This window comes from Leuconostoc palmae, from assembly GCF_019656075.1.
GTDB classification, from domain to species: domain Bacteria; phylum Bacillota; class Bacilli; order Lactobacillales; family Lactobacillaceae; genus Leuconostoc; species Leuconostoc palmae.
This window is the reverse complement of the sequence record NZ_BPKZ01000001.1, coordinates 1-19,764: the sequence shown is the minus strand read 5'-3', so window position 1 is coordinate 19,764 and position 19,764 is coordinate 1. Positions and strand designations below refer to the sequence as shown.

General features: G+C 35.0%; 18 protein-coding genes and 1 tRNA gene. 8 read left to right on the top strand and 11 right to left on the bottom strand.

Going from position 1 to position 19,764, the window contains the following annotated elements:
• Positions 1–26 precede the first annotated feature (26 nt).
• Complete coding sequence (locus tag K5Q12_RS00095) at positions 27–1,001, top strand: glycosyltransferase family 2 protein (RefSeq protein ID WP_220741739.1); 975 nt, start codon at positions 27–29, stop codon at positions 999–1,001.
• A gap of 34 nt (positions 1,002–1,035) precedes the next feature.
• Here the strand turns inward: K5Q12_RS00095 and K5Q12_RS00090 are convergent, their stop codons facing one another.
• The 3 genes from K5Q12_RS00090 to K5Q12_RS00080 form a co-directional block, all read right to left on the bottom strand.
• Positions 1,036–1,533 carry a GNAT family N-acetyltransferase gene (locus K5Q12_RS00090; RefSeq protein ID WP_220741738.1) on the bottom strand — a complete coding sequence of 166 codons (498 nt, stop codon included), beginning with the start codon at positions 1,531–1,533 and terminating at the stop codon, positions 1,036–1,038.
• A 29-nt stretch (positions 1,534–1,562) separates the two neighbouring features.
• Positions 1,563–2,519, bottom strand: coding sequence for a thymidylate synthase (locus K5Q12_RS00085; protein WP_220741737.1), 957 nt, complete (start codon positions 2,517–2,519; stop codon positions 1,563–1,565).
• Between the two features lie 209 nt (positions 2,520–2,728).
• The gene (locus K5Q12_RS00080; RefSeq protein ID WP_220741736.1) at positions 2,729–3,208 is read right to left on the bottom strand and encodes a deaminase; all 480 of its coding nucleotides are present in this window, start codon (positions 3,206–3,208) and stop codon (positions 2,729–2,731) included.
• A 76-nt stretch (positions 3,209–3,284) separates the two neighbouring features.
• On the opposite strand from K5Q12_RS00080, the gene K5Q12_RS00075 reads away from it, so the two are divergent.
• The gene (locus K5Q12_RS00075) at positions 3,285–4,127 is read left to right on the top strand and encodes a bifunctional 5,10-methylenetetrahydrofolate dehydrogenase/5,10-methenyltetrahydrofolate cyclohydrolase (RefSeq protein WP_220741735.1); all 843 of its coding nucleotides are present in this window, start codon (positions 3,285–3,287) and stop codon (positions 4,125–4,127) included.
• 31 nt (positions 4,128–4,158) lie between these two features.
• Here the strand turns inward: K5Q12_RS00075 and K5Q12_RS00070 are convergent, their stop codons facing one another.
• The 3 genes from K5Q12_RS00070 to K5Q12_RS00060 all read right to left on the bottom strand — a co-directional run bounded on the left by K5Q12_RS00070 (position 4,159) and on the right by K5Q12_RS00060 (position 6,665).
• Positions 4,159–5,100, bottom strand: coding sequence for a biotin--[acetyl-CoA-carboxylase] ligase (locus tag K5Q12_RS00070; protein ID WP_220741734.1), 942 nt, complete (start codon positions 5,098–5,100; stop codon positions 4,159–4,161).
• A 304-nt stretch (positions 5,101–5,404) separates the two neighbouring features.
• Positions 5,405–5,950, bottom strand: coding sequence for a biotin transporter BioY (locus K5Q12_RS00065; protein ID WP_220741733.1), 546 nt, complete (start codon positions 5,948–5,950; stop codon positions 5,405–5,407).
• Positions 5,951–6,044: 94 nt separating this feature from the next.
• Positions 6,045–6,665, bottom strand: a complete 621-nt coding sequence (locus tag K5Q12_RS00060) for a GntR family transcriptional regulator (RefSeq protein ID WP_220741732.1) — start codon at positions 6,663–6,665, stop codon at positions 6,045–6,047.
• Between the two features lie 203 nt (positions 6,666–6,868).
• Here K5Q12_RS00060 and K5Q12_RS00055 point away from each other — a divergent pair, with 203 nt between their 5' ends.
• Both K5Q12_RS00055 and K5Q12_RS00050 read left to right on the top strand, forming a co-directional pair.
• Positions 6,869–8,062, top strand: a complete 1,194-nt coding sequence (locus K5Q12_RS00055) for a quaternary amine ABC transporter ATP-binding protein (protein WP_220741731.1) — start codon at positions 6,869–6,871, stop codon at positions 8,060–8,062.
• Positions 8,055–9,761, top strand: a complete 1,707-nt coding sequence (locus tag K5Q12_RS00050) for an ABC transporter permease/substrate binding protein (protein WP_220741730.1) — start codon at positions 8,055–8,057, stop codon at positions 9,759–9,761. Before K5Q12_RS00055 ends, K5Q12_RS00050 begins: the two co-directional genes overlap by 8 nt.
• Positions 9,762–9,789: 28 nt before the next feature.
• Here K5Q12_RS00050 and K5Q12_RS00045 read toward each other — a convergent pair whose 3' ends face one another.
• The 4 genes from K5Q12_RS00045 to K5Q12_RS00030 form a co-directional block, all read right to left on the bottom strand.
• Entirely contained in the window at positions 9,790–10,254 is a 465-nt protein-coding gene (locus tag K5Q12_RS00045; protein ID WP_220741729.1) for a substrate-binding protein, read from the bottom strand.
• A 21-nt stretch (positions 10,255–10,275) separates the two neighbouring features.
• On the bottom strand, positions 10,276–11,502 hold the full coding sequence (locus tag K5Q12_RS00040) for an ABC transporter permease (RefSeq protein WP_220741728.1): 1,227 nt from the start codon (positions 11,500–11,502) through the stop codon (positions 10,276–10,278).
• Entirely contained in the window at positions 11,495–12,388 is an 894-nt protein-coding gene (locus K5Q12_RS00035; protein ID WP_220741727.1) for an ABC transporter ATP-binding protein, read from the bottom strand. Before K5Q12_RS00035 ends, K5Q12_RS00040 begins: the two co-directional genes overlap by 8 nt.
• A 176-nt stretch (positions 12,389–12,564) precedes the next feature.
• Complete coding sequence (locus K5Q12_RS00030) at positions 12,565–12,810, bottom strand: helix-turn-helix transcriptional regulator (protein ID WP_220741726.1); 246 nt, start codon at positions 12,808–12,810, stop codon at positions 12,565–12,567.
• 164 nt (positions 12,811–12,974) lie between these two features.
• On the opposite strand from K5Q12_RS00030, the gene K5Q12_RS00025 reads away from it, so the two are divergent.
• The 4 genes from K5Q12_RS00025 to K5Q12_RS00010 all read left to right on the top strand — a co-directional run bounded on the left by K5Q12_RS00025 (position 12,975) and on the right by K5Q12_RS00010 (position 18,231).
• Positions 12,975–13,184 carry a P8 family protein gene (locus K5Q12_RS00025; protein WP_220741725.1) on the top strand — a complete coding sequence of 70 codons (210 nt, stop codon included), beginning with the start codon at positions 12,975–12,977 and terminating at the stop codon, positions 13,182–13,184.
• A 134-nt stretch (positions 13,185–13,318) separates the two neighbouring features.
• A tRNA-Glu gene (locus tag K5Q12_RS00020) sits at positions 13,319–13,390 on the top strand.
• Between the two features lie 1,659 nt (positions 13,391–15,049).
• The gene (locus K5Q12_RS00015) at positions 15,050–17,092 is read left to right on the top strand and encodes an HsdM family class I SAM-dependent methyltransferase (protein ID WP_220741724.1); all 2,043 of its coding nucleotides are present in this window, start codon (positions 15,050–15,052) and stop codon (positions 17,090–17,092) included.
• A 71-nt stretch (positions 17,093–17,163) separates the two neighbouring features.
• Complete coding sequence (locus K5Q12_RS00010; protein ID WP_220741723.1) at positions 17,164–18,231, top strand: restriction endonuclease subunit S; 1,068 nt, start codon at positions 17,164–17,166, stop codon at positions 18,229–18,231.
• Positions 18,232–19,127: 896 nt separating this feature from the next.
• Here the strand turns inward: K5Q12_RS00010 and K5Q12_RS00005 are convergent.
• On the bottom strand, positions 19,128–19,646 hold the full coding sequence (locus K5Q12_RS00005) for a DUF805 domain-containing protein (protein ID WP_220741722.1): 519 nt from the start codon (positions 19,644–19,646) through the stop codon (positions 19,128–19,130).
• Positions 19,647–19,764 lie beyond the last annotated feature (118 nt).

Below are 19,764 nucleotides of genomic sequence, written 5' to 3'. Positions count from 1 at the left end.
TGAAACGCTATTAAGGAAAGAAAAATATGACTGAAAAAACTGTAGCTGCTGCGATTGTAACTTACAATCGATTGCCACTATTGAAAGAATCTCTCGCTGCTGTGTTGGCGCAAACTAAATATTTATCGCACGTCATTGTGGTTAACAACTTATCAGATGACGGAACGAAAGAATATTTGGATAGTTTGACTGATGAGCGTGTTATTGCGTATCATGCCAGTGAAAATTTAGGTGGTGCTGGTGGATTTAACCAAGCAGTTCGTTTATTTGGTGAACAGTTACAAGATGATTATGTTTGGCTAATGGATGATGATACAATTCCAGAGAAAGATGCCCTAGAACATTTGGTGGATTTTTCTGAGTTACATCCTGATGCTGGATTTGTTAATTCACAAGTAAGATGGGGATCTGTTACAGGAAATCCGTCTTGGATGAATGTCACAGCCCCTAGAGCATTTACGTGGCAGCGCTATCTCGCAAATTCTGAAATTCTCGGGATAGAGGTTGTTAATTCGACATTTGTATCTGTTATGTTTGCTCGTGAAATGGTTGCTATGGTTGGATTGCCCCAAAAAGAATACTTTATTTGGGGAGATGACATGGAATATACAAACCGTATCGCTGACATTAAGCGTGGTTATATGGTCATTGATTCGATTGCTGTTCACAAGTCAAAAGAAAACACTAAGCCTGGGGACATTTTAGCTGAAAAAGATGCAACGCGTCTTTGGCGATATGATTATGAATATCGCAATCGTGTCTTAACGGCACGACGTATTTCAACTAAAGAAATGATTAAAGTTATTATTAATGCATTTATCTATGATTGGCGTCGTACGTTGTTAAAACGAAATATTCCATTTAGAGCTAAGAAGCTTGGTATGATTGTGCGTGGCATTTGGCGTGGTATTTTCTTTAATCCCGACATTGAGTACGCTGCAGGTTTACACCAACCTAAATTAACGAGTTTACGTGATTTGGACATGGATTTGCTAGATTAAAAAAGGTTGGCACATTTATTTGTGCCAACCTTTTTTATTGAATGAATTCACTAGCTAAAATCCCCATCATCATACTATCATGATATTTACCTTCAGCAAAGAAATGTCCACGTAAAATGCCTTCTTCTGTAAATCCGACTTTTTTGTAAATATGAATAGCTGCTGCATTATCAACATCGACATACAAGTATACTTTGTGCATATTCAATACTTTGAAAGCATATTCAATACCCGCCTTGATTGCTGATTGTGCATAACCACGCCCTTGATGGTCTGGATGAATAATAACCTGAATTTCCGTGTGACGATGTAAGACATCAATATACATCAACTCAACAACACCAATAAATTGCTCATCATCTTCAACAACGAAGCGACGTTCAGTTTGATCAAGTACGTGACGTTCATAGAGTAATTGCAGCTCATCAAAAGAAGTGTAAGCCTCTTGAAACCAAAGCGCCATTACTTTACGAGAATTCTCCTGTTGGTAAATATAGGGTAAATCTCTTTTTTCAAGTGGTCTAATTTTCATTTAAATTCCTTTCATCCGTAAATTTCGTTTTAAACTGCAACAGGGGCTTTAATAGCTGGTTCACTATCATAACCGATTACTTTGATATCATCCATTGTATAATCAAACAATGATTTTACCTCAGGATTTAGCCATAATTTAGGCAGGGCATGCATTGGTCGAGAAATTTGTTCAGATATTTGGTCGATATGATTGTTATAAATATGTGTATCACCAATTGTATGAACAAAGTCACCTACTTCATAACCTGTTTGTGCAGCAACCATGTGTAAAAGCAAAGAATAAGAAGCAATATTAAAGGGTACACCTAAGAAGAAATCGCCAGATCTTTGATATAGTTGTAAGCTTAATTTACCATCTGAAACATAAAATTGACTAAGCACATGGCAAGATGGAAGAGGGGCTTGTGGGGTCTTTTTGGCATCCCAAGCTGTTAGAATTAAGCGTCGAGAGTTAGGATTTTCTTTAATTTGCGCAATCAATCGAGCGACTTGGTCAACTTCTTGACCATCATCCGATTGCCAATGACGCCAAAGCTTACCATAAACATCACCCACATAACCAAACTTTTCCATGAATATATCATCATTTAAAATTTTATCAACAAAGATGTTTTTTTGTTCTTGATATATTTTTGAAAATTCAGCATCTTCTAAAGCACGTAGACCAAAATTAGTCATGTCGGGTCCATCATATTCATCAGATTCAACCCAGCTTTTAAAAGCCCATTCATCCCAAATATGGTTATTATGTTGAAGTAAGAATCTAATATTGTTATCACCACGTAAAAACCAAAGTAGCTCAGACTTAATTAAGCCAAAAAATACTTTCTTGGTGGTTAATAAAGGAAATCCTTCCGTTAGATCAAAACGCATTTGCGTACCAAAAATAGAGTGTGTCCCAGTACCAGTACGATCTCCTTTGAGACTACCATTAGTTAAGATATTTTGTGCTAAATCAAGATATTGTTGTTCACTTTTTGACATAACTATACTGTGTGATATTTATTCACACAAATCCCTTCTATATTTTGCAATAAATGGCAATACAAAAACTTATTGCAGAGTAATTTGTTCTATTCAATTGTAACATAATAATAAATTGCTAAAATATTCGTTTTACAAGCAATTTAAATGTGATAAAATAAAAATAATTCGTTATTGAACTATTTTTATTTTGTTTTTCTTTGATATTATTAAGTTGTTATAAATTGTTGCCAGTTAATTTGTTGTGCAGTTTCAGCTAAAAATGGGACTTGTTGAAGTAAAACTTGTTTTTCTTCAAGCAATGCCATGGCAAATGGATCATTGCGATAGTTACGCATGAAATTAATTTTCTTAATGCCAGCTTGTAATAGCAGCTTGGTGCAATGGACACATGGTACGTCCGTAACATAAACCTCTGATCCATCAACACGAATACCCATTTGGGCAGCTTGCATAAGAGCATTTTGTTCAGCATGTACAGCACGTACACAGTGACCATCGACAATTAAGTCACCAACTTCGGTACAATGAGGGGTGCCTGAAACGGACCCATTATATCCGCTAGCAATGATGCGATTATTTTGCACAATAATTGCCCCCACATGTAAACGTGTGCATGTTGAACGGGTTGATAGGATAGCAGCTTGAGCGATAAAATATTGATCCCAACTGATACGGTTTTCTGACATATTTAGACTCCAATAAAATTATTACTAAGAAAAATATAACACAGACACATAACTATGAACACACAAGGAGCTTTTGATGACTGAATTACTTGATGGTGCAGCAGTTGCTAAACTAACTAATGAAAAAACTGCTGAACGCGTGGCGAAATTAGAGAAACCGGTGACATTAGCTGTCATTTATGATCCAGAAAATGATGGTAGTCGTTTATATGTGGGTATGAAGTCCAAAAAGGCTGCTGCATTAGGTATTCAGACAAAAGACATCCCAACGGATAAAAACGCAACAACAGAGAGCGTCCTCAAAATAGTAGAAGAATTAAATAATGATGAGTCGATTACTGGCATTTTAGTTCAAAGCCCCTTGGCAAAAGGTGTTAAAGAACGTCAAATTTTTTCTGCAGTCGCACCACATAAAGACGCAGATGGTTTAGGCGCTACAGTACAAGGGATGCTTTTTGCAGATGCATTAGAAGAGTATACAGTAGCTGCAACACCACAAGGCGTGATGACGTTGTTAAAACATTACAATATTGAAACTTATGGGAAACAAGCTGTAGTTGTTGGGCGCTCTCAACTATTTGGACGTCCAATGTTTGCGCTATTAAACAACGCAGATGCAACAGTAACTTTAGCACACCGATATACACCGGCAGAAAATTTAAAAGCATATCTTAAAAATGCTGACATTGTCGTTGTCGGTGTTGGTATTCCAAACTTTATTCAAGGTTCAGATCTTAAGCAAGGTGCTGTCGTTGTTGATGTTGGTATGAATTATGTTGATGGAAAAGCAGTTGGTGATGTTGATTTTGAATCAGTACAAGAGATTGCGAGCTTCATTACACCGGTTCCTGGTGGTGTTGGGCCAATGACAATTGCAACATTACTAGAAAACACAGTAACTTTAGCTGAAAACTATTAAAAAAACTCAGATGAATTCATCTGAGTTTTTTTTAAAGCATTTCGCCGTTATTAAAGGTGATTGTGCCATCTTTTGTTTCTAATATAAGGGTACCTTCATTAGTGACTGTTGAAAGTGTACCACTAATTTCACCAGTTGGTGTTTGAATAGAAACGAACTGACCTAAGCCAATCAGTTTTTGCCGATAATCCGTTAAAAAGTAGCCTGTCTTATAATCATTATACATATCGAAAAAATCTTGGATGATAGTAGCAGCAATCTGATTACGAGATATTGTGAGTTTATCCGTAATGGCGTTAATTTTTGTTGACGATATTTCATGAGTTGGGACTAAATTTAAACCTATGCCGACCACAATACCAGAATAAGTATTTGTTTCAAAACTAATCATACCTTCAGTTAAAATACCACCAATTTTTTTGTTTTCTAAACATAAGTTATTCATCCATTTAAATTGAATTGTTTTACCAAATAAATTATGGATGCTTTTAGCAACCGAAATAGCTGTACCAAGTGTCAGTAAATTCGGCATTACTTGGGTTTGAACACTAACTGGCAGTGCGATGCTCATGTATAAACCAGTTTGGCTTGGAGAAAAGAATGTACGACCTAAGTGACCCACCCCATGTGTCTGAATATTTGAAATAATGACTGTTGGCTCAGTAATATCACCAGATACTAATCCTATTTTACCTTGTTTATTAGTTGATTCTAGTGTGTCAAAAACACGAATAGATAAAGGGGATGTTAATAAATGCTGGATACCTTTAACACTCATTTTTTCATTTGCGGTGTAACGATAACCAAGACCACGTTGACTTTCTATTTTAAAACCAAGATCGCTTAATTTATTAATGGCTTTCCAAACAGCTGCTCGTGTGACAGACAATTCGTGAGCTAAAGATTCACCTGACACCCACTGATTTTCATTGGAAATAAAAATATTTAGAAGTTTTTCTGCTGTTGTTGTCATGCTTTTATTTTAGCAGAAATAGATATCTTGATGTAAATGACACCGCGGATTAAATGCATGTTGACAATTAGGGCATTGTGATAGTGTTTGGTAAGTGCTACCGGACATCTCTAAGTGACATACACCACACATGACACTAATATTTGAGTGAGGTGCAGGTACAAATTCATGATCACATGTACTGTTATGACATAGATAGCAAGCAAAATAATGTTGGCACTGATTACATTTATTAGCAATAACATCAAACTCTTGATGCCAGTGAGAGCATCGACCAAAATCATCTACATTAATACCATTAATTTTAGGCATTGTGAACAATACTAAAACGCTTGCGTAGTGCCAATGTAATAATAGTTGCTAAGATTGTCTTAACAATATCACCAGGGATAAAAGTTAATTGCATGAGTAATGCTTTTGATAAAGGCATGTGGGTAACAATATGCAAACCAAAGGCGCCAGAAACATCAATCAATATCACACCGAAAAGAATAATTGTTAACAATAGTGTGACGAAATTAAGATAATGATTACGATCAAGATATTGAACTGTTAGACCGATAAATAAGGCTGCGAATGGATATGACCATAGATAACCGGCAGTCGCACCGAAAAAGTGTGCAAAACCACCAGCGCCACCGACCAAAACTGGTAGACCGACTGCCGCCATTAATAACCAGACGACAATAGCTACAAAGCCATTACGACCACCTAATAGCGCACCGGCTAACATTATTCCCATATTTTGAACGACAATAGGGACAATACCCACTGGAATAGATGGTATATATGCCATAACGATGATGATAGCAATTACCGCAACAGAGACAGTTAATTTTTGAGTTTTCATAATTCTTCCTTTTGTAAACTTTTTTACTTGAATAAGTTTACGATCCTTTGAGAAACTTGTCAATAAAAAAAACTGACTACTTTTGTAATCAGCTTTAAGTTTCGTAAAAAAAATTTTCGATCATTTGAACAACTGTTTCGTTACCAACAAAGTATAAGGTATCGCCTTGCTCAATCACCGCGTAGGGGCCTGGTGAAACAACGAGTTCTTCATTATGTAAGATGGCAACAATCGTGCCACCAGTTGACTGCCACAAGTTTAAGTTACCTATAGATTGTCCAAATTTGTCGCTTTCTTTTGTCAATTGAAGTTCATATGGACTTAGTGGGCTGTGCGTTTGAATTCTTTGGGTCTGATCAAATAATAAAGATAATGCATTTTCTAATGTTTTCATATCTTCTTTTTGATGCTGTAGCGTGTCGTTTATTTGGGCATGGATAGTTTTAATGTTAGAACTTTTTTCTGATTGGCTTAAAAAGTTTTTGGCTTTTTCTCGTGACAATACCTCGACACCACTACCATGCACTAGTTTTACGATTTCTAAGTCAGCCAGTAAACTTACAGCCTTTCTTGCAGTTTCTGATGAAACTCCAAAAGCAACTGATAACGTTGATCTTGCATGGAGTTTGGTACCCACAGCATAATCATTATCAGCAATTTTTTGAGCGATATCGTAAGCAATTTTTCGATATCGCGGTTCTCTAATTGTCTTCATAAATTTTCTCCATCAATATGACGATTTGACAAAAGTGACAACTTGTGAAAAAATATAAGACACCACTTAAGAGGCAATTTGTTTTTTATAACAAGTGGTCACTTTGAAGTATAAAATAAATCGTAAACAGAGTCAATGGGAAGTAGGGAATAATTCAAGTTTAGTCTATTTTATAACCTATTTTAAACGAAGTGGAGGATTTCATGGCTAAGGTAGAGATTAAGCATCTCACAAAAATATTTGGAAAGCGCCCTAAAACAGCGCTAAAAATGGTGAAACAAAACAAAAGTAAAAATGAAATTGTTGAAAAAACTGGAAGTACTGTAGGTGTCTATGACATTAATATGACTATTGATGAAGGCGAAATCTTCGTTATTATGGGTCTATCAGGTTCCGGAAAATCAACACTTATTAGATTATTAAATCGTTTAATTGAACCGACTGATGGTCAATTGTTTATCGACGGTGAAGAAATTACACATTTGACAAAAAAACAAATGCTGGATATTCGACGTAAAAAAATGAGCATGGTATTTCAAAATTTTGGACTTTTTCCACATAGAACATTGTTAGAAAATACGGAGTATGGTCTAGAAATACAAGGTGTTGATAAGGCTGAACGTCGTAAACGTGCTGAAAAAGCATTAGATAATGCAAAGCTTCTAAGTTTCAAAGATCAATATCCAAGTCAATTATCTGGTGGTATGCAACAACGTGTAGGATTAGCTCGTGCATTAACTAATGATCCTGATATTTTATTGATGGATGAAGCGTTTTCTGCACTAGATCCGTTAGTTCGTGGTGAAATGCAAGAAGAATTACTAGAACTGCAGGCTAATGTTAAAAAAACAATTATATTTATTACTCATGATTTAAATGAAGCGTTACATATAGGTGATCATATTGCAATCATGAAAGATGGTCAACTTCAACAGGTTGGGACTGGTGAAGAAATTTTAACCAATCCAGCAAATGACTATGTTGAAACATTTATCGGTGGTGTTGATCGTACGAAAGTGTTGACTGCCGAAAGTATTATGATTCCCGCATTAACAACTAATGTATCTGCAGACGGTCCAACAGTTGCTTTGCGCAAGATGTCTGATGAAGAGGTTTCTGGTTTAGTGGCAGTTGACCGTAGTCGTCAACTTTTAGGCTATTTATCATCTGATGCTGCTGTTACTGCACGACGTGAACATAAGCCTTTGTCTGATGTTGTAGCAGAAATGCCAACTGTGTCACTAGATACACTAATTGCTGATATTATGCCAATTATTTATGATTCTCAAACACCAGTTGCTGTGACTGATAATAACAATCGTGTTCGAGGTGTTATTATTCGTGGTGCAGTAATTGAGGCATTGGCAGATACGGAAGGAGAGGTTGAAAATGCTTAATATACCCAAATTACCATTAGAAGATATTGTAACAAAGGTAGTTAATTGGCTCACAAACAACTTGTCTGGACTATTTAGTTTAATTCAACATATTGGGCAGTCAGTAATGGACGGGATAACAAATGGGTTAGTTGCTATTCCAATGCCTTTAATGATTTTGGGTATCACGTTGATTGCTGTGTTAACAACCCCTAAAAAGTATGGTTTCCCAATATTTACGTTCATTGGACTGGTTTTAATTGCTAACCAAAATTTATGGGATGATTTGATGAATACACTGACATTAGTTATCATGGCGTCAGTTATCTCATTAATTATCGGTATACCTTTAGGGATTATCACTGCTAAGTCACCCAAAACAGCTGCGGTAGTTAAACCCATTTTGGACTTTATGCAAACCATGCCTGGATTCGTTTATTTAATTCCGGCAGTTGCATTCTTTGGTATCGGTGTGGTACCAGGGGTATTTGCCTCAATTATATTTGCTTTACCGCCTATGGTACGCATGACAGATTTGGGTATTCGTCAAGTACCTGTAGCGCTAGTTGAGGCTGCAGACTCATTTGGGTCAACAACCTGGCAAAAATTAATCAAACTGGAACTGCCTAATGCTAGAAATACTATTTTGGCTGGTGCTAACCAAACCATAATGTTGGCATTATCAATGGTCGTAACTGCATCGATGATTGGCGCACCGGGACTTGGACGTGGTGTACTTTCAGCCGTGCAACACGCTAATATTGGTTCAGGTTTTGTTAACGGATTAGGATTAGTCATTTTAGCGATTATTATTGATCGTTTTACGCAAAAGTTAAATACTAAGCCAGGACAGAAAACAAAAACGAAACCTTGGAAACGTTGGACCATTATGGCGACAGTGATTGTTATGATTGGTGGTGGTATCGTCAATGCTGTTACGACTAAAAAAGACTCAGGGCAACGTATAAATTTAGGGTATGTTGAATGGGATTCTGAAGTTGCCTCAACAAACGTTCTAGCACAATCTTTAAAACAGCATGGATACAATGTTACTATGACCCCACTTGATGTTGCTGTTTTGTGGCAATCTATTGCTAAGGGACAAGTAGATGCTTCGGTTAGTGCTTGGTTACCCTATACTCACAAAGTGTTATATGACAAGTTTAAAAATGATGTAGATATTTTAGGTACAAATTTAACTGGTGCAAAGACAGGACTGGTTGTCCCAGATTATATGAAAGTCAATTCAATTGCTGATTTAACAAATGAAGCAGATAAAACAGTGACAGGTATCGAGCCTGGTGCTGGAGAGATGGCTTCAGCAAAGAAGACGCTAGCTAGTTATGCTAATTTAGATGGGTGGCAGTTGCAAGACTCATCATCAGGAGCAATGGCTATTGCTTTAGACAAGGCTTATAAAGCTAAAAAGGATATTATTGTCACAGGTTGGTCACCACATTGGATGTTTAGTAAGTATCATTTAAAGTATCTTGAAGATCCAAAACAGACAATGGGTAAAGGTGAAAATATAAAAACTTTTGCTCGAAAAGGTTTGAAATCAGATGATCCAAAGCTTTCAAAGATTTTGGCAAACTTCCATTGGAGCAAAGATGACATGGAAAGTGTTATGTTTGCTATTCAAAATGGTAAGTCACCTGAAGATGCTGCTAACGACTGGTTAAAGTCACATCAGAAGTTAGCAAATAGTTGGTATGAATAAAAAAACGATGATAAATTCATCGTTTTTTTTATGATATTTTGTTATCTTGTTCAACAATCCATTGATTAAGTGCTTCATCGTTTATACGTGTTTTATGTTCTTTTAAAAATTTACGATATAAGGTAGCAATGCGTTTTTTGAAAATTAATGTGTTAGGTGCTGACAAATTATCATCTAACAGTTGATAAGAACGAATGGCATAACTGATAAATACCAGTTCTTTTGATAAATCATTATTGCTTAATCCATGTTGTTCACTGAAAAAATGTTGTCGTGCAGCAAACCCTAATGCTTGTTGAAAGCGGTTTAAGTTATTTGGGTCTATTTTGCAATCGGGGCCAATCATAATCATCGTTGTTTTAAAACTATCAATTGCAGCTTTCGGCGCTTTATTAGTCAGTTCAAATCTCTGAAAATAAACACCATCTTTGTTTTGTCTTTCTTCGTAGTGATACCATTTTGAGTTAGTTAAGAAAAGCGGTGTATCTGTCATAATTATAGGGACCTTTATGAATTAGTTCTTGTTTTTAATATTTTTAACAAACTGAGATAGAATTTTATCATCACTGTATGACAAAACATTTTTGGCATATATCCTTTTACCAAACCAAGCTAGTAAAATTAAGGTAAATACTGAAATTAATAGTGAAATGATGGCTGATGGCCATGTTTCAACTTTTGTAACAAGTCGTACCGGCATCATACTCTGTGAAATGAATGGCACATAGCTTAACATCTTAATTGCTAAGTTATTAGGCATGCTAGTCATAATAAAACTAAATAAGTAGCCTACCATAGCAAGAAATGTAATTGGTTGTACAGCTTGTTGTACTTGAGAATTATCATTAATTAATGATGCAATGAGTGCTGTCAAAACGAGATACAAAGCTACTGCAATTAATATAAAACTAACTGCATAAATACTGAAACTTAAAGTTAAACCTGAGAAATTTTTAGATAAACTAATCACAATAGCATTGGTTTTAAAACTAAAATAAGTGATGCTTGCAACAACAACGTATAAACCAATGTGTGTCAGAGTTAGTGCAAAAATACCAATTATTTTTCCAAAATATTGAATATTTGATGAGGTAGCAGCCAATAATGTTTCCATGATACGGGAAGATTTTTCGTTAGCGATTTCAGTTGCAATCATTGAAGCATACCACATCACAATCATCGTTGTAATCACACCAATGGCTACAGCAATACCATAATTGGACATACTTGAATTATCACCATCTGTCGATTTATTTGCTGATTGTTTAACCACTGTTTTTAAATTATAAGGCTTGATGAGTGTCTGAGTTTGTTCAGCAGTTAAACCATAGCCACTAGCCTTTTGACTTCGATATAAATCACCTAAAATAGCCGAAAGTGCTGTTTTATTTATCGTGTTGCTTTTAGGTTGAGTTGTCAACGTTGATGAATTGTTTTGAATTAATAAAACACCATCTAAGTCATGATTTGACAGTTTTTGATTTGCTTCTTTTGCTTCTGTTATTTTAGAAACATGTAGATCTAATGCTTTTTCTTGCTGTTTTAAAATAGTACGAACAGATGGGTCACCAACGATGGCTATTGTTGGTGTTGTATTGCCTTGCATTTTTGAGATACCATAAGTCACAGAACCAATGACCATAGAGATAATGAGTGGGGATAAAACGAGTAACCAATAGCCTCGTGATTTAAAATGTGAGCGATAAGTTTGTTTGATGACAATTATGAGTTGTTTAGACATTATGGGCGACCTCCTGTCGGAAAATATCATCGAGTGTGGGTGGTTGCTGTGAAAAAGCAGGAATGTAGCCATTTCGTGTCACGTATTTGAATATTGCATGACCAGTTTTGTCATCTGCTATTGTTAAATTAAATCCAGCACCTTGGACATTCACATTGAGTACGCCCTCTAAATGTGCTAACTCATTCAACGAGAAGGGACCTTCAACGTAGACTTTTGTGCGACCAAATTGCTCTCTGATTTCTTGAACCCCACCTTGTAGTACAACCTGACCTTGTTTTAGCATTGTCAAATTATCAGAAATCTTAGTGACATTATTCATATCGTGACTTGAGAAAATAATCATTGCACCTTGATCACGCATACGCGTAATTTCTGACATTATCACACTGGTATTCACTGGATCCAAACCAGAAAAAGGTTCGTCTAGAATAATAAATTCGGGATTAAAAATCAGTGATGCAATCATTTGAACTTTTTGAGCATTACCCTTGGATAAAGATTGCACTTTATCTGTAGCTTTACCCACAACATCTAGTCTCTTTAACCAATCAGTCAAAGCACTTTTAGCGTTGCTACGAGACATACCATGCAATTCAGCAAAATATAAAATTTGTTCTTCAATGGTTAATTTTTGATAGAGACCACGTTCTTCTGGTAAAAAACCAATCTTTTGTTTGTCGTTTTGTGTAATGGGATGACCATTCCATGTAATAGATCCAGATGTTGGTGCAATAAAGTTTAAAATCATCCGAAAAGTTGTGGTTTTACCAGCGCCATTTTGGCCAATTAACCCCATGACTTTACCTGGTTCTAATGTCATATTTAAATTGTTAACGGCAATTTTATCACCAAATGTTTTGTTAAGGTTAGTGAGTTGAATCATTTTAGTCTCCTTATAGTAATTTTTTGAGTAACAAGCGCAGAGTGGCTCTTAATGTATTGGATAGAAAGATTAAATTAGAACCAACAAAGTAATGCGTCATGATATTTTTACTAATAATCATTAAAATATCGCATACGATAAATAATATCTCAAGAATTATTTCTTGATAAGGCTAATCAGGCATTTTCGGTGTAATCTTGGTGAGGATTTTTTGTCTCATGTATTACTCCTTTATCAAAAATAAAAACTTCTTCAATTGACAAACCAAAAAAATGTGCAATGTCATAAGCTAAAAATAATGAAGCATTATATTTTTCTTTTTCTAAAGAAATAATTGTTTGCCTGGTGACTTTTAATGCTTTAGCTAAATCAGCCTGAGTCATGTGACGCGCTTTTCGAAGTTCTTGAATCCGCGTTTTCATAAATATACCTCGATTTTATCATCATAAAGTATAGTTTACTTTACAAAATTAAGTATAGCAGGCTGTACAATAAAAGTAAAATTACCACTTTAATCTCATTGATGATTGTAATTTTTAACGAAAAGAACTATAACAGAGGTGTAAGAAAAAAGGGGGCCACAAAAATGGCAGATGAAAAATATCAAATGTTAGATCTTCCGATGAATGAAGTGTTTGATTGGAGTGAGGACAAAACCCCATTACGTGATGTCTTATGGAATCATTATATGAATGAAAGCCATAAGGATACCTTATCAACTTTGAAGCACATGAATGCCTTTAAAACAATGAGTGGGGATGAAATTAAGGTAGAAGTAGAACAGATTTTACATTAAACCACTACAGTTTTTTAATAAAACGACCAACATTATATGATTGATGTTGGTCGTTTTACTAATATTAAATAGATTACTTATTATTTTATTTGTTGACGAAAAGTATTTTTTTCTGTATACTTATATCTTGTTATGGCGCTATGGTCAAGTGGTTAAGACGTCGGCTTCTCAGGCCGAAATCGAGGGTTCGACTCCCTCTAGCGCTATTAAGTATTTCAAGGTGTTGCATAAGGTCTTAAAAGCCTTGATGTAGCGCCTTTTCTTATGAAAAACGTTGCACTGTATTTCATAGCATTTCACACAAAATGGGAAACTTTTAGGGAAACATTTTAAATAGGCAAGTAGGCAGTGTAACGGCATTTAAGCCGTTTTTTATTTGGAGAAAAGGTACAAAAACAGTACATAAAGTCATATCTCTGTATTAATTGCATATTAACAGTTAATATACGCATAAATAGTTGTTATAATTGCATATATACATAAAAGATAAATAGGAGCGTATATGGCGACCACATGGACTAATCGTGAAATATTAAAAAGCTATTTTAGGGGGATGACAGATTTAGAATGTGAGTTAATAGAACAGGACTCAGAGCGTGCCAATAAATATAGACATGAGAACATGGTATTTGTTCAAGAGATTAAGCGAGTACTGGATGAGTTCTGTAAATAACTAACGCCAGAGTTAAAGAATATGTATGTAGCTAAGTATAGAGATAATAAGCCGTTTATAGAGTTTTACAATGTTGTAGCACCGACTGGTTATGGCTTTAAACAAAGAATTAAACGCATTAGTCAGCAAGATAGAACGCCCAAAACAACGTTTATACGCATAGCATAGTTCGTGATCGTCGTGAACGACAAGGAAATCGCTATCACGCAATGTTATAGCTACACAGTAAGCATTACAAGCGTAGTGCTTTTTTGTTTACAATAAAAACCCCCCCGCCCCTATGCTGTGGGAGGGAGCGTCACAAGGTGGCGTCCTGAAGTCTTACGAATGCAGAAATCAAAACTTTTTATAGGGTCATTTTTTGAATATAGAATGTTGATATAACTGTATTTCTAATCAAAAATAGGCGTTTAAGGGTAGCACAAACATACCACTAAATTATTGATTTTGATATAACTTTTTGTTTAGAGGATGACGCACATAGTTGTAAAAGTAGGGTAGGAATAAGGGGTACTTTTTACGGTAGTTTGCGTGTAAAGTGTCTTAAACCCTTGTGGCTGTAGTGTCAAACTGTGCCCGTTTTAGAAATAAGTAAGCTGTAAACGTTGATATAAAGGCATTTCTGTATTTCATAGTAGATTTTATAAACGCTATTATATCAACGTTTGTGGCATAGCCCCCCTATAAAAAAGTTTTCAAAATTCAACATTTTTATGAGACGACGATATGTGAGCGCTCTTTAATTTGACGAACAAGGGCGGGGGTATTTTGTATTTAGCTAACCTGATTAGCAAACTACTCGCTATCGTTTGAAACGATAACGAAATCCGTTATCAATATAATTGATAGCGAGGTCAATCAGATTGACAGCGAGCAGTGTAGGTAAAACTACGGTTGTTCATATTGAATCGTAATACATTTAATAAGTTTCATCCCCGAACACGTCTGTATGGTATATTTGCTGATATTCAACGCACGCTAGGTTAAATATAGAGTTTAATATATAGACGGGTACATTTATACTAAAACAATTAATAACGCTTAAAACGGCTGTCACAGCGCTAAAATAAGCAAAATAAGTAAGACATATACAATAATTAAATAAGACATAATTTTTTTATAAAAATAACCGTTATATCTAAAAATATGTGATTATAGAAGAAGTTATGTAAAAATATGGATGGTAAATATTATGGTTGCTAGTATAGAAACAAGTGTTAAGCAATGGGCAGATGATAAAATTCGTCAATTAGGTTGGCAAATCATTGCTTCCGAGAATGAAACTGCTGATAAAGTTATTGATGAATCACTTAAAAACAATCCTTCAAAATCGGGTGGTACTGGTGGTGGTAGACCAGATTATACTGTTATTGTTTCTGATGGAGATAAAACAATTCCGGTATTTATTGAATATAAGGGCTCTAAGGGTAAACTTGAAAAACTTGATAAGCAAGGTTTGGTTGTATTGCGCACAGATTATGGCGAGTTTGATTTTAAACTAGCTATTCCAAAATATGCTGTTAACGGTGCGTCTTATTATGCGATGAACGTTGTGAAAGATACCAACTATCAAGAAGCTATAGCGGTAGGGGTTAACGGTAGTGAGGATAGTAGTGGAGAAATCCAATATGAAATACATGCTTATGTGTTAAACAAAAGTGATTCGGAATTACCGATTGATTTAGGAACTTATCCCGACTTTGATTTTTTAAAAAACAGTGAGCAACAGAAAACACGATTGTTTAACAAAATAGCCGATGTTCAAACAGACCCTAAAGAATTAGAACAAAGAGCAATACGTGATGATGCAAAGATTGAGGCTGTATTACAAGAATTAAACCAAAAAATTCACGATGAACACCAAATCATACCTAGTCAAAGAATTAACATTGTAGCGGGATCATTAATGGCAGCGGTCGGTGTTAAAAACATTGAAGGTGATTGGATAGTTTCCAGATTAAAGCCATCAGACCTTTTAGGTTCAGCAGAGGATGGCAACACTGATGGCGAAAAAATCATTAACAAAATTAAGAATTTTTTGAAAAACAGACAGTTACCTGAGCCAAAGCAAAGACAAATTTTGAATGTGTTACGTAGTAATTTTGTCGACAACAACTTAAATCATAAAACAGCTAAAGAAACGCAAACACCTATTAAAACGATTTATCAAGAAATATATGAAAAACTAATACCAATCTATGATGTGACAGGTATTAACGACTTTACGGGTAAATTATTTAACGTCATGAATGCTTGGGTAGATGTACCTGATGGGGGCGCTAATGATGTTGTATTAACACCAAGATATATCACTAATTTTATGGCAGAATTGACACAAACTAATCAGGATAGTTATGTGTGGGATTGGGCGCTTGGATCAGGAGGCTTTTTAATTAGTGCTATGAACTTGATGATACAGGACGCACAGACTCATTATGCCAATAATTTAACCAAGCAATATGAAAAAATTGAAAGTATTAAAACAAAACAACTACTTGGTGTAGAATTATTATCAAATGTTTATATGTTAGCCGTATTGAACATGATACTCATGGGGGATGGTTCATCAAATATTGTTAATGACAACTCTTTGACTCATTATGAAGGTAAATATGCTTACAATGAGGACCCTTTCCCTGCTGATGTATTCTTATTAAACCCGCCATACTCAGCTGAGGGTAATGGCATGATATTCGTTGAGAAGGCTTTTGAAAAGCAATGTAAGGGTTATGGTGCTGTCATTATACAAGATAGTGCAGGTAGTGGTAAAGCCACAGAAATTAACAAACGGATTTTAAAAAACAATCGATTAAAAGCTAGTATAAAAATGCCGATTGATTTATTTAAAGCCAGTGTACAAACATCTATTTACTTATTTGAAGTAGGAAAACCACATAAGGCTGATGACAATGTTTATTTTGTTGACCTACGTGAAGACGGCTATACACGTACTAATCGCAAAAAAGCAAAAAATAACCTGTTCAATTCAAATGATGCCAAGGGACATTATCAAGAAGTCATTGACATTATTTTAGATAAAGCTAAGAAAACCAATTACTTTATAGAAAACGATAACTATTACAAAGGCACTATCGACCCAAACAGCGGGAAAGATTGGAATTACAGCAAGAAGATTGATACTACACCAATAGAAGCAGATTTTAAGAAAACGGTTAGTGACTATTTGAGTTGGGAAGTGTCACAAATTCTTAAAGGAGAAAATCAGGATTTTTAAGTAGCCCTAATTCGGATGTTGAGAAAAGAGTTAGGGCTAAGTATCCTGATATTGAGATTAAGAAGATTCTATTGAAACAGATATTTAATAAAATTGGTCGTGGAAACATATCTCGGCAGAAAGATTTAGTCCCATCCAAAAATGGAGTAAATCTAATTGTTCAAAAAAATGTAGATAACGGTTATTCAGGAAACTTTGAACTAGGCGAGAACCGAATCTTTAAAGCGCAATCAATTATTATTGGTAGGCAAACTGGCTGGGTTTACTATCAACCTGAGACGTTTATGACTACTGATGGTGTATTAGTTTTGGAAAGTGATTTTCAAATTACTGATAGTCAAGGATTATATTTAGCAAGCGCAATTAATAAAAAAATGGGACCCTTTGGTTATAATAATCCTGTTTCAGTTGCCAAATTAAAAAAGTTGGATATCGATCTACCATTTAGTTCAAACGGGATGATTGCTTTTGACTACATGGAAGCCTACATCAAGGAGCTTGAAGCTGAACGCATCAAGGAGCTTGAAGCTTACTTAGTCGCTACAGGATTAGATGATTATGTATTGAATGCTGAGGAAGAAAAAGTACTTGCTGATTTTCGAAATAACAATATTGAGTTTCGCGATTTTGCCTACAAAGACTTATTCGACCATATCGTGCAGGGTCGTCGCCTGAAAAAAGATGACCAAATTGCTGGCAATCTCCCATTCGTCATGTCAGGTACAACTAATAGTGGAATTGTCGGCAATATTGGTAATGATACACGGATTTTTCCGAAAAACAGTTTAACCATTGATATTTTTGGTTCGGTATTCTATAGAAACTACATATATGGTATGGGAGATGATACTGGCGCTTATTGGAATGAAAAGAATGAATTATCAAAATTCACTATGCTCTATTTTGGAACCGCGATTGGTAAAGCATTAGCTGGTAAGTATGATTATGGTCATAAACTACGGAGTTCAAAAACATTAAACTTTACTATCAAACTTCCTGTTAAATCTGACAAGCAACCGGACTATGAATTTATTAATCACTATATTTGCTCGATAGAAAAACTTGTTATCAAAGGTGTTGTTGAATGGAAAGATAAACAGATTAAAGCAACAAAAGATATTGTACAAAAAGATAAGTAAACAAAAACCCACACCGTATATAAAGTGTGGGTTTTTATATATTCTTCAAAACAGCACTCTCACCCGAACACGTCTGTATAGTATATTTGCTGATATTCAACGCACGCTGGGTTAAGTATAGAGTTTAATATATAAACGGGTATATTTATACTAAAACAATTAACAACGCTTAAAATGGCTCTCACAGCATTCAGTAGAGGTAAATTTTAATGTATACTGTATTAAGAATAAAATTGTGAGTAAGAAAGTATTATGATGTTGAATATTATCTATTGGCTAGTTGTTGTAATATTGATTTTAGTTGGTGCTTTGTTGATTTATAAAAATCATAAGTATAGCAATGTAAAACTAGCTTGGTGGGATTACTTGTTATATGTTTCTGTATTTATATTATGGCTCTTAGTTAAGAGGAATGTTGATATTACATATTTTGTTTCTTTAGTTACCACATTGGCTGTTATGTATCTACTGTTAGCCACGCACAAAAAAAGTTAATAATAAAAAACCACGACATAGATTAAACCTAGAACGTGGTTTTTTATTATATATGGGGATGAATTGACAATATCCAATGGTACAAATATGCAAGCAAAAGCAAGCATTAAAGGTTACAAAAATGTTAGCAAATGTCAGCATGCAACTCCAACATTTTCCAACATTCATACTAGCATTTACTAGCATGTAAATACCAAAAAATACTTACATACATAAGCGTGTAACCATTGCTATAAATAACTACGCAAGGCGTTACAAACCTTGTTACAAAAAAGGTTACGTTTAGTGTTACGACCTTCGCGTACTTTTTGGAGTTTTTTCCTCAATGAGTAAAAAGTCCCACCAAATACTACATTTTTTCGCATTAAAAAACAGCCAACTTGTAGTTAGCTGTTTTGATATTACTTGTTTTTACCGATAACTTTTTTGTTCGCAAGTTGACTAGTTGGTAATACAGTGATGATAAGTTCAATTATAGATACGATTCCCATAATTGAAAATGAAATAGAAAAGAAAGTATTTGAAGAATCATTTGATGGTGTACCCCATCCTGAAAGTAATGATAATGCAAATAGTATCCACACTGATACTTCGTTTAAACCGCTATCACGATAACGTCTTACTGAAAGAGATAACGTCGGGATAACAAACGCTAGTAATATAAGCAAAGATAGCAAACACCATACTATTAAAACAACTGGAATATGGCGGATGAATTCAGTAAATGTATTGAATTCTATATTTGTATGACCTTGGCTAGCGATAGAAAATACAGTGATTATTATTGTTGCGATGAACCAAACAATGCTAATAATAATTGACCAAAGAGCCATCCACCAATATTCTGCACGAGTTGCAGTGCCCGTGAAATTAAAATAGTTCTTCCAAAAATTTTTAAACGACTGTGACATGGTAATCATAGTGTCTCTCCCTAATGCTTTTAACGTGGTTCTGCACGTGGTATTTGCTGTTAGTCATCCCCGCCCATAGTTTAAACAGGGAAGCGTACCACAGAGTCGGCTCCCTTGTTAAAATAAG

What these genes read in the sequence shown, in the direction of transcription:
- K5Q12_RS00050 (WP_220741730.1), top strand. Translation starts at nt 8,055, where the DNA reads ATGCTTAATATACCCAAATTACCATTAGAAGATATTGTAACAAAGGTA.
- K5Q12_RS00015 (WP_220741724.1), top strand. Translation starts at nt 15,050, where the DNA reads ATGGTTGCTAGTATAGAAACAAGTGTTAAGCAATGGGCAGATGATAAA.
- K5Q12_RS00085 (WP_220741737.1), bottom strand. Translation starts at nt 2,519, where the DNA reads ATGTCAAAAAGTGAACAACAATATCTTGATTTAGCACAAAATATCTTA.
- K5Q12_RS00025 (WP_220741725.1), top strand. Translation starts at nt 12,975, where the DNA reads ATGGCAGATGAAAAATATCAAATGTTAGATCTTCCGATGAATGAAGTG.
- K5Q12_RS00090 (WP_220741738.1), bottom strand. Translation starts at nt 1,533, where the DNA reads ATGAAAATTAGACCACTTGAAAAAAGAGATTTACCCTATATTTACCAA.
- K5Q12_RS00005 (WP_220741722.1), bottom strand. Translation starts at nt 19,646, where the DNA reads ATGATTACCATGTCACAGTCGTTTAAAAATTTTTGGAAGAACTATTTT.
- K5Q12_RS00030 (WP_220741726.1), bottom strand. Translation starts at nt 12,810, where the DNA reads ATGAAAACGCGGATTCAAGAACTTCGAAAAGCGCGTCACATGACTCAG.
- K5Q12_RS00035 (WP_220741727.1), bottom strand. Translation starts at nt 12,388, where the DNA reads ATGATTCAACTCACTAACCTTAACAAAACATTTGGTGATAAAATTGCC.
- K5Q12_RS00080 (WP_220741736.1), bottom strand. Translation starts at nt 3,208, where the DNA reads ATGTCAGAAAACCGTATCAGTTGGGATCAATATTTTATCGCTCAAGCT.
- K5Q12_RS00045 (WP_220741729.1), bottom strand. Translation starts at nt 10,254, where the DNA reads ATGACAGATACACCGCTTTTCTTAACTAACTCAAAATGGTATCACTAC.
- K5Q12_RS00065 (WP_220741733.1), bottom strand. Translation starts at nt 5,950, where the DNA reads ATGAAAACTCAAAAATTAACTGTCTCTGTTGCGGTAATTGCTATCATC.
- K5Q12_RS00095 (WP_220741739.1), top strand. Translation starts at nt 27, where the DNA reads ATGACTGAAAAAACTGTAGCTGCTGCGATTGTAACTTACAATCGATTG.
- K5Q12_RS00040 (WP_220741728.1), bottom strand. Translation starts at nt 11,502, where the DNA reads ATGTCTAAACAACTCATAATTGTCATCAAACAAACTTATCGCTCACAT.
- K5Q12_RS00075 (WP_220741735.1), top strand. Translation starts at nt 3,285, where the DNA reads ATGACTGAATTACTTGATGGTGCAGCAGTTGCTAAACTAACTAATGAA.
- K5Q12_RS00055 (WP_220741731.1), top strand. Translation starts at nt 6,869, where the DNA reads ATGGCTAAGGTAGAGATTAAGCATCTCACAAAAATATTTGGAAAGCGC.
- K5Q12_RS00060 (WP_220741732.1), bottom strand. Translation starts at nt 6,665, where the DNA reads ATGAAGACAATTAGAGAACCGCGATATCGAAAAATTGCTTACGATATC.
- K5Q12_RS00070 (WP_220741734.1), bottom strand. Translation starts at nt 5,100, where the DNA reads ATGACAACAACAGCAGAAAAACTTCTAAATATTTTTATTTCCAATGAA.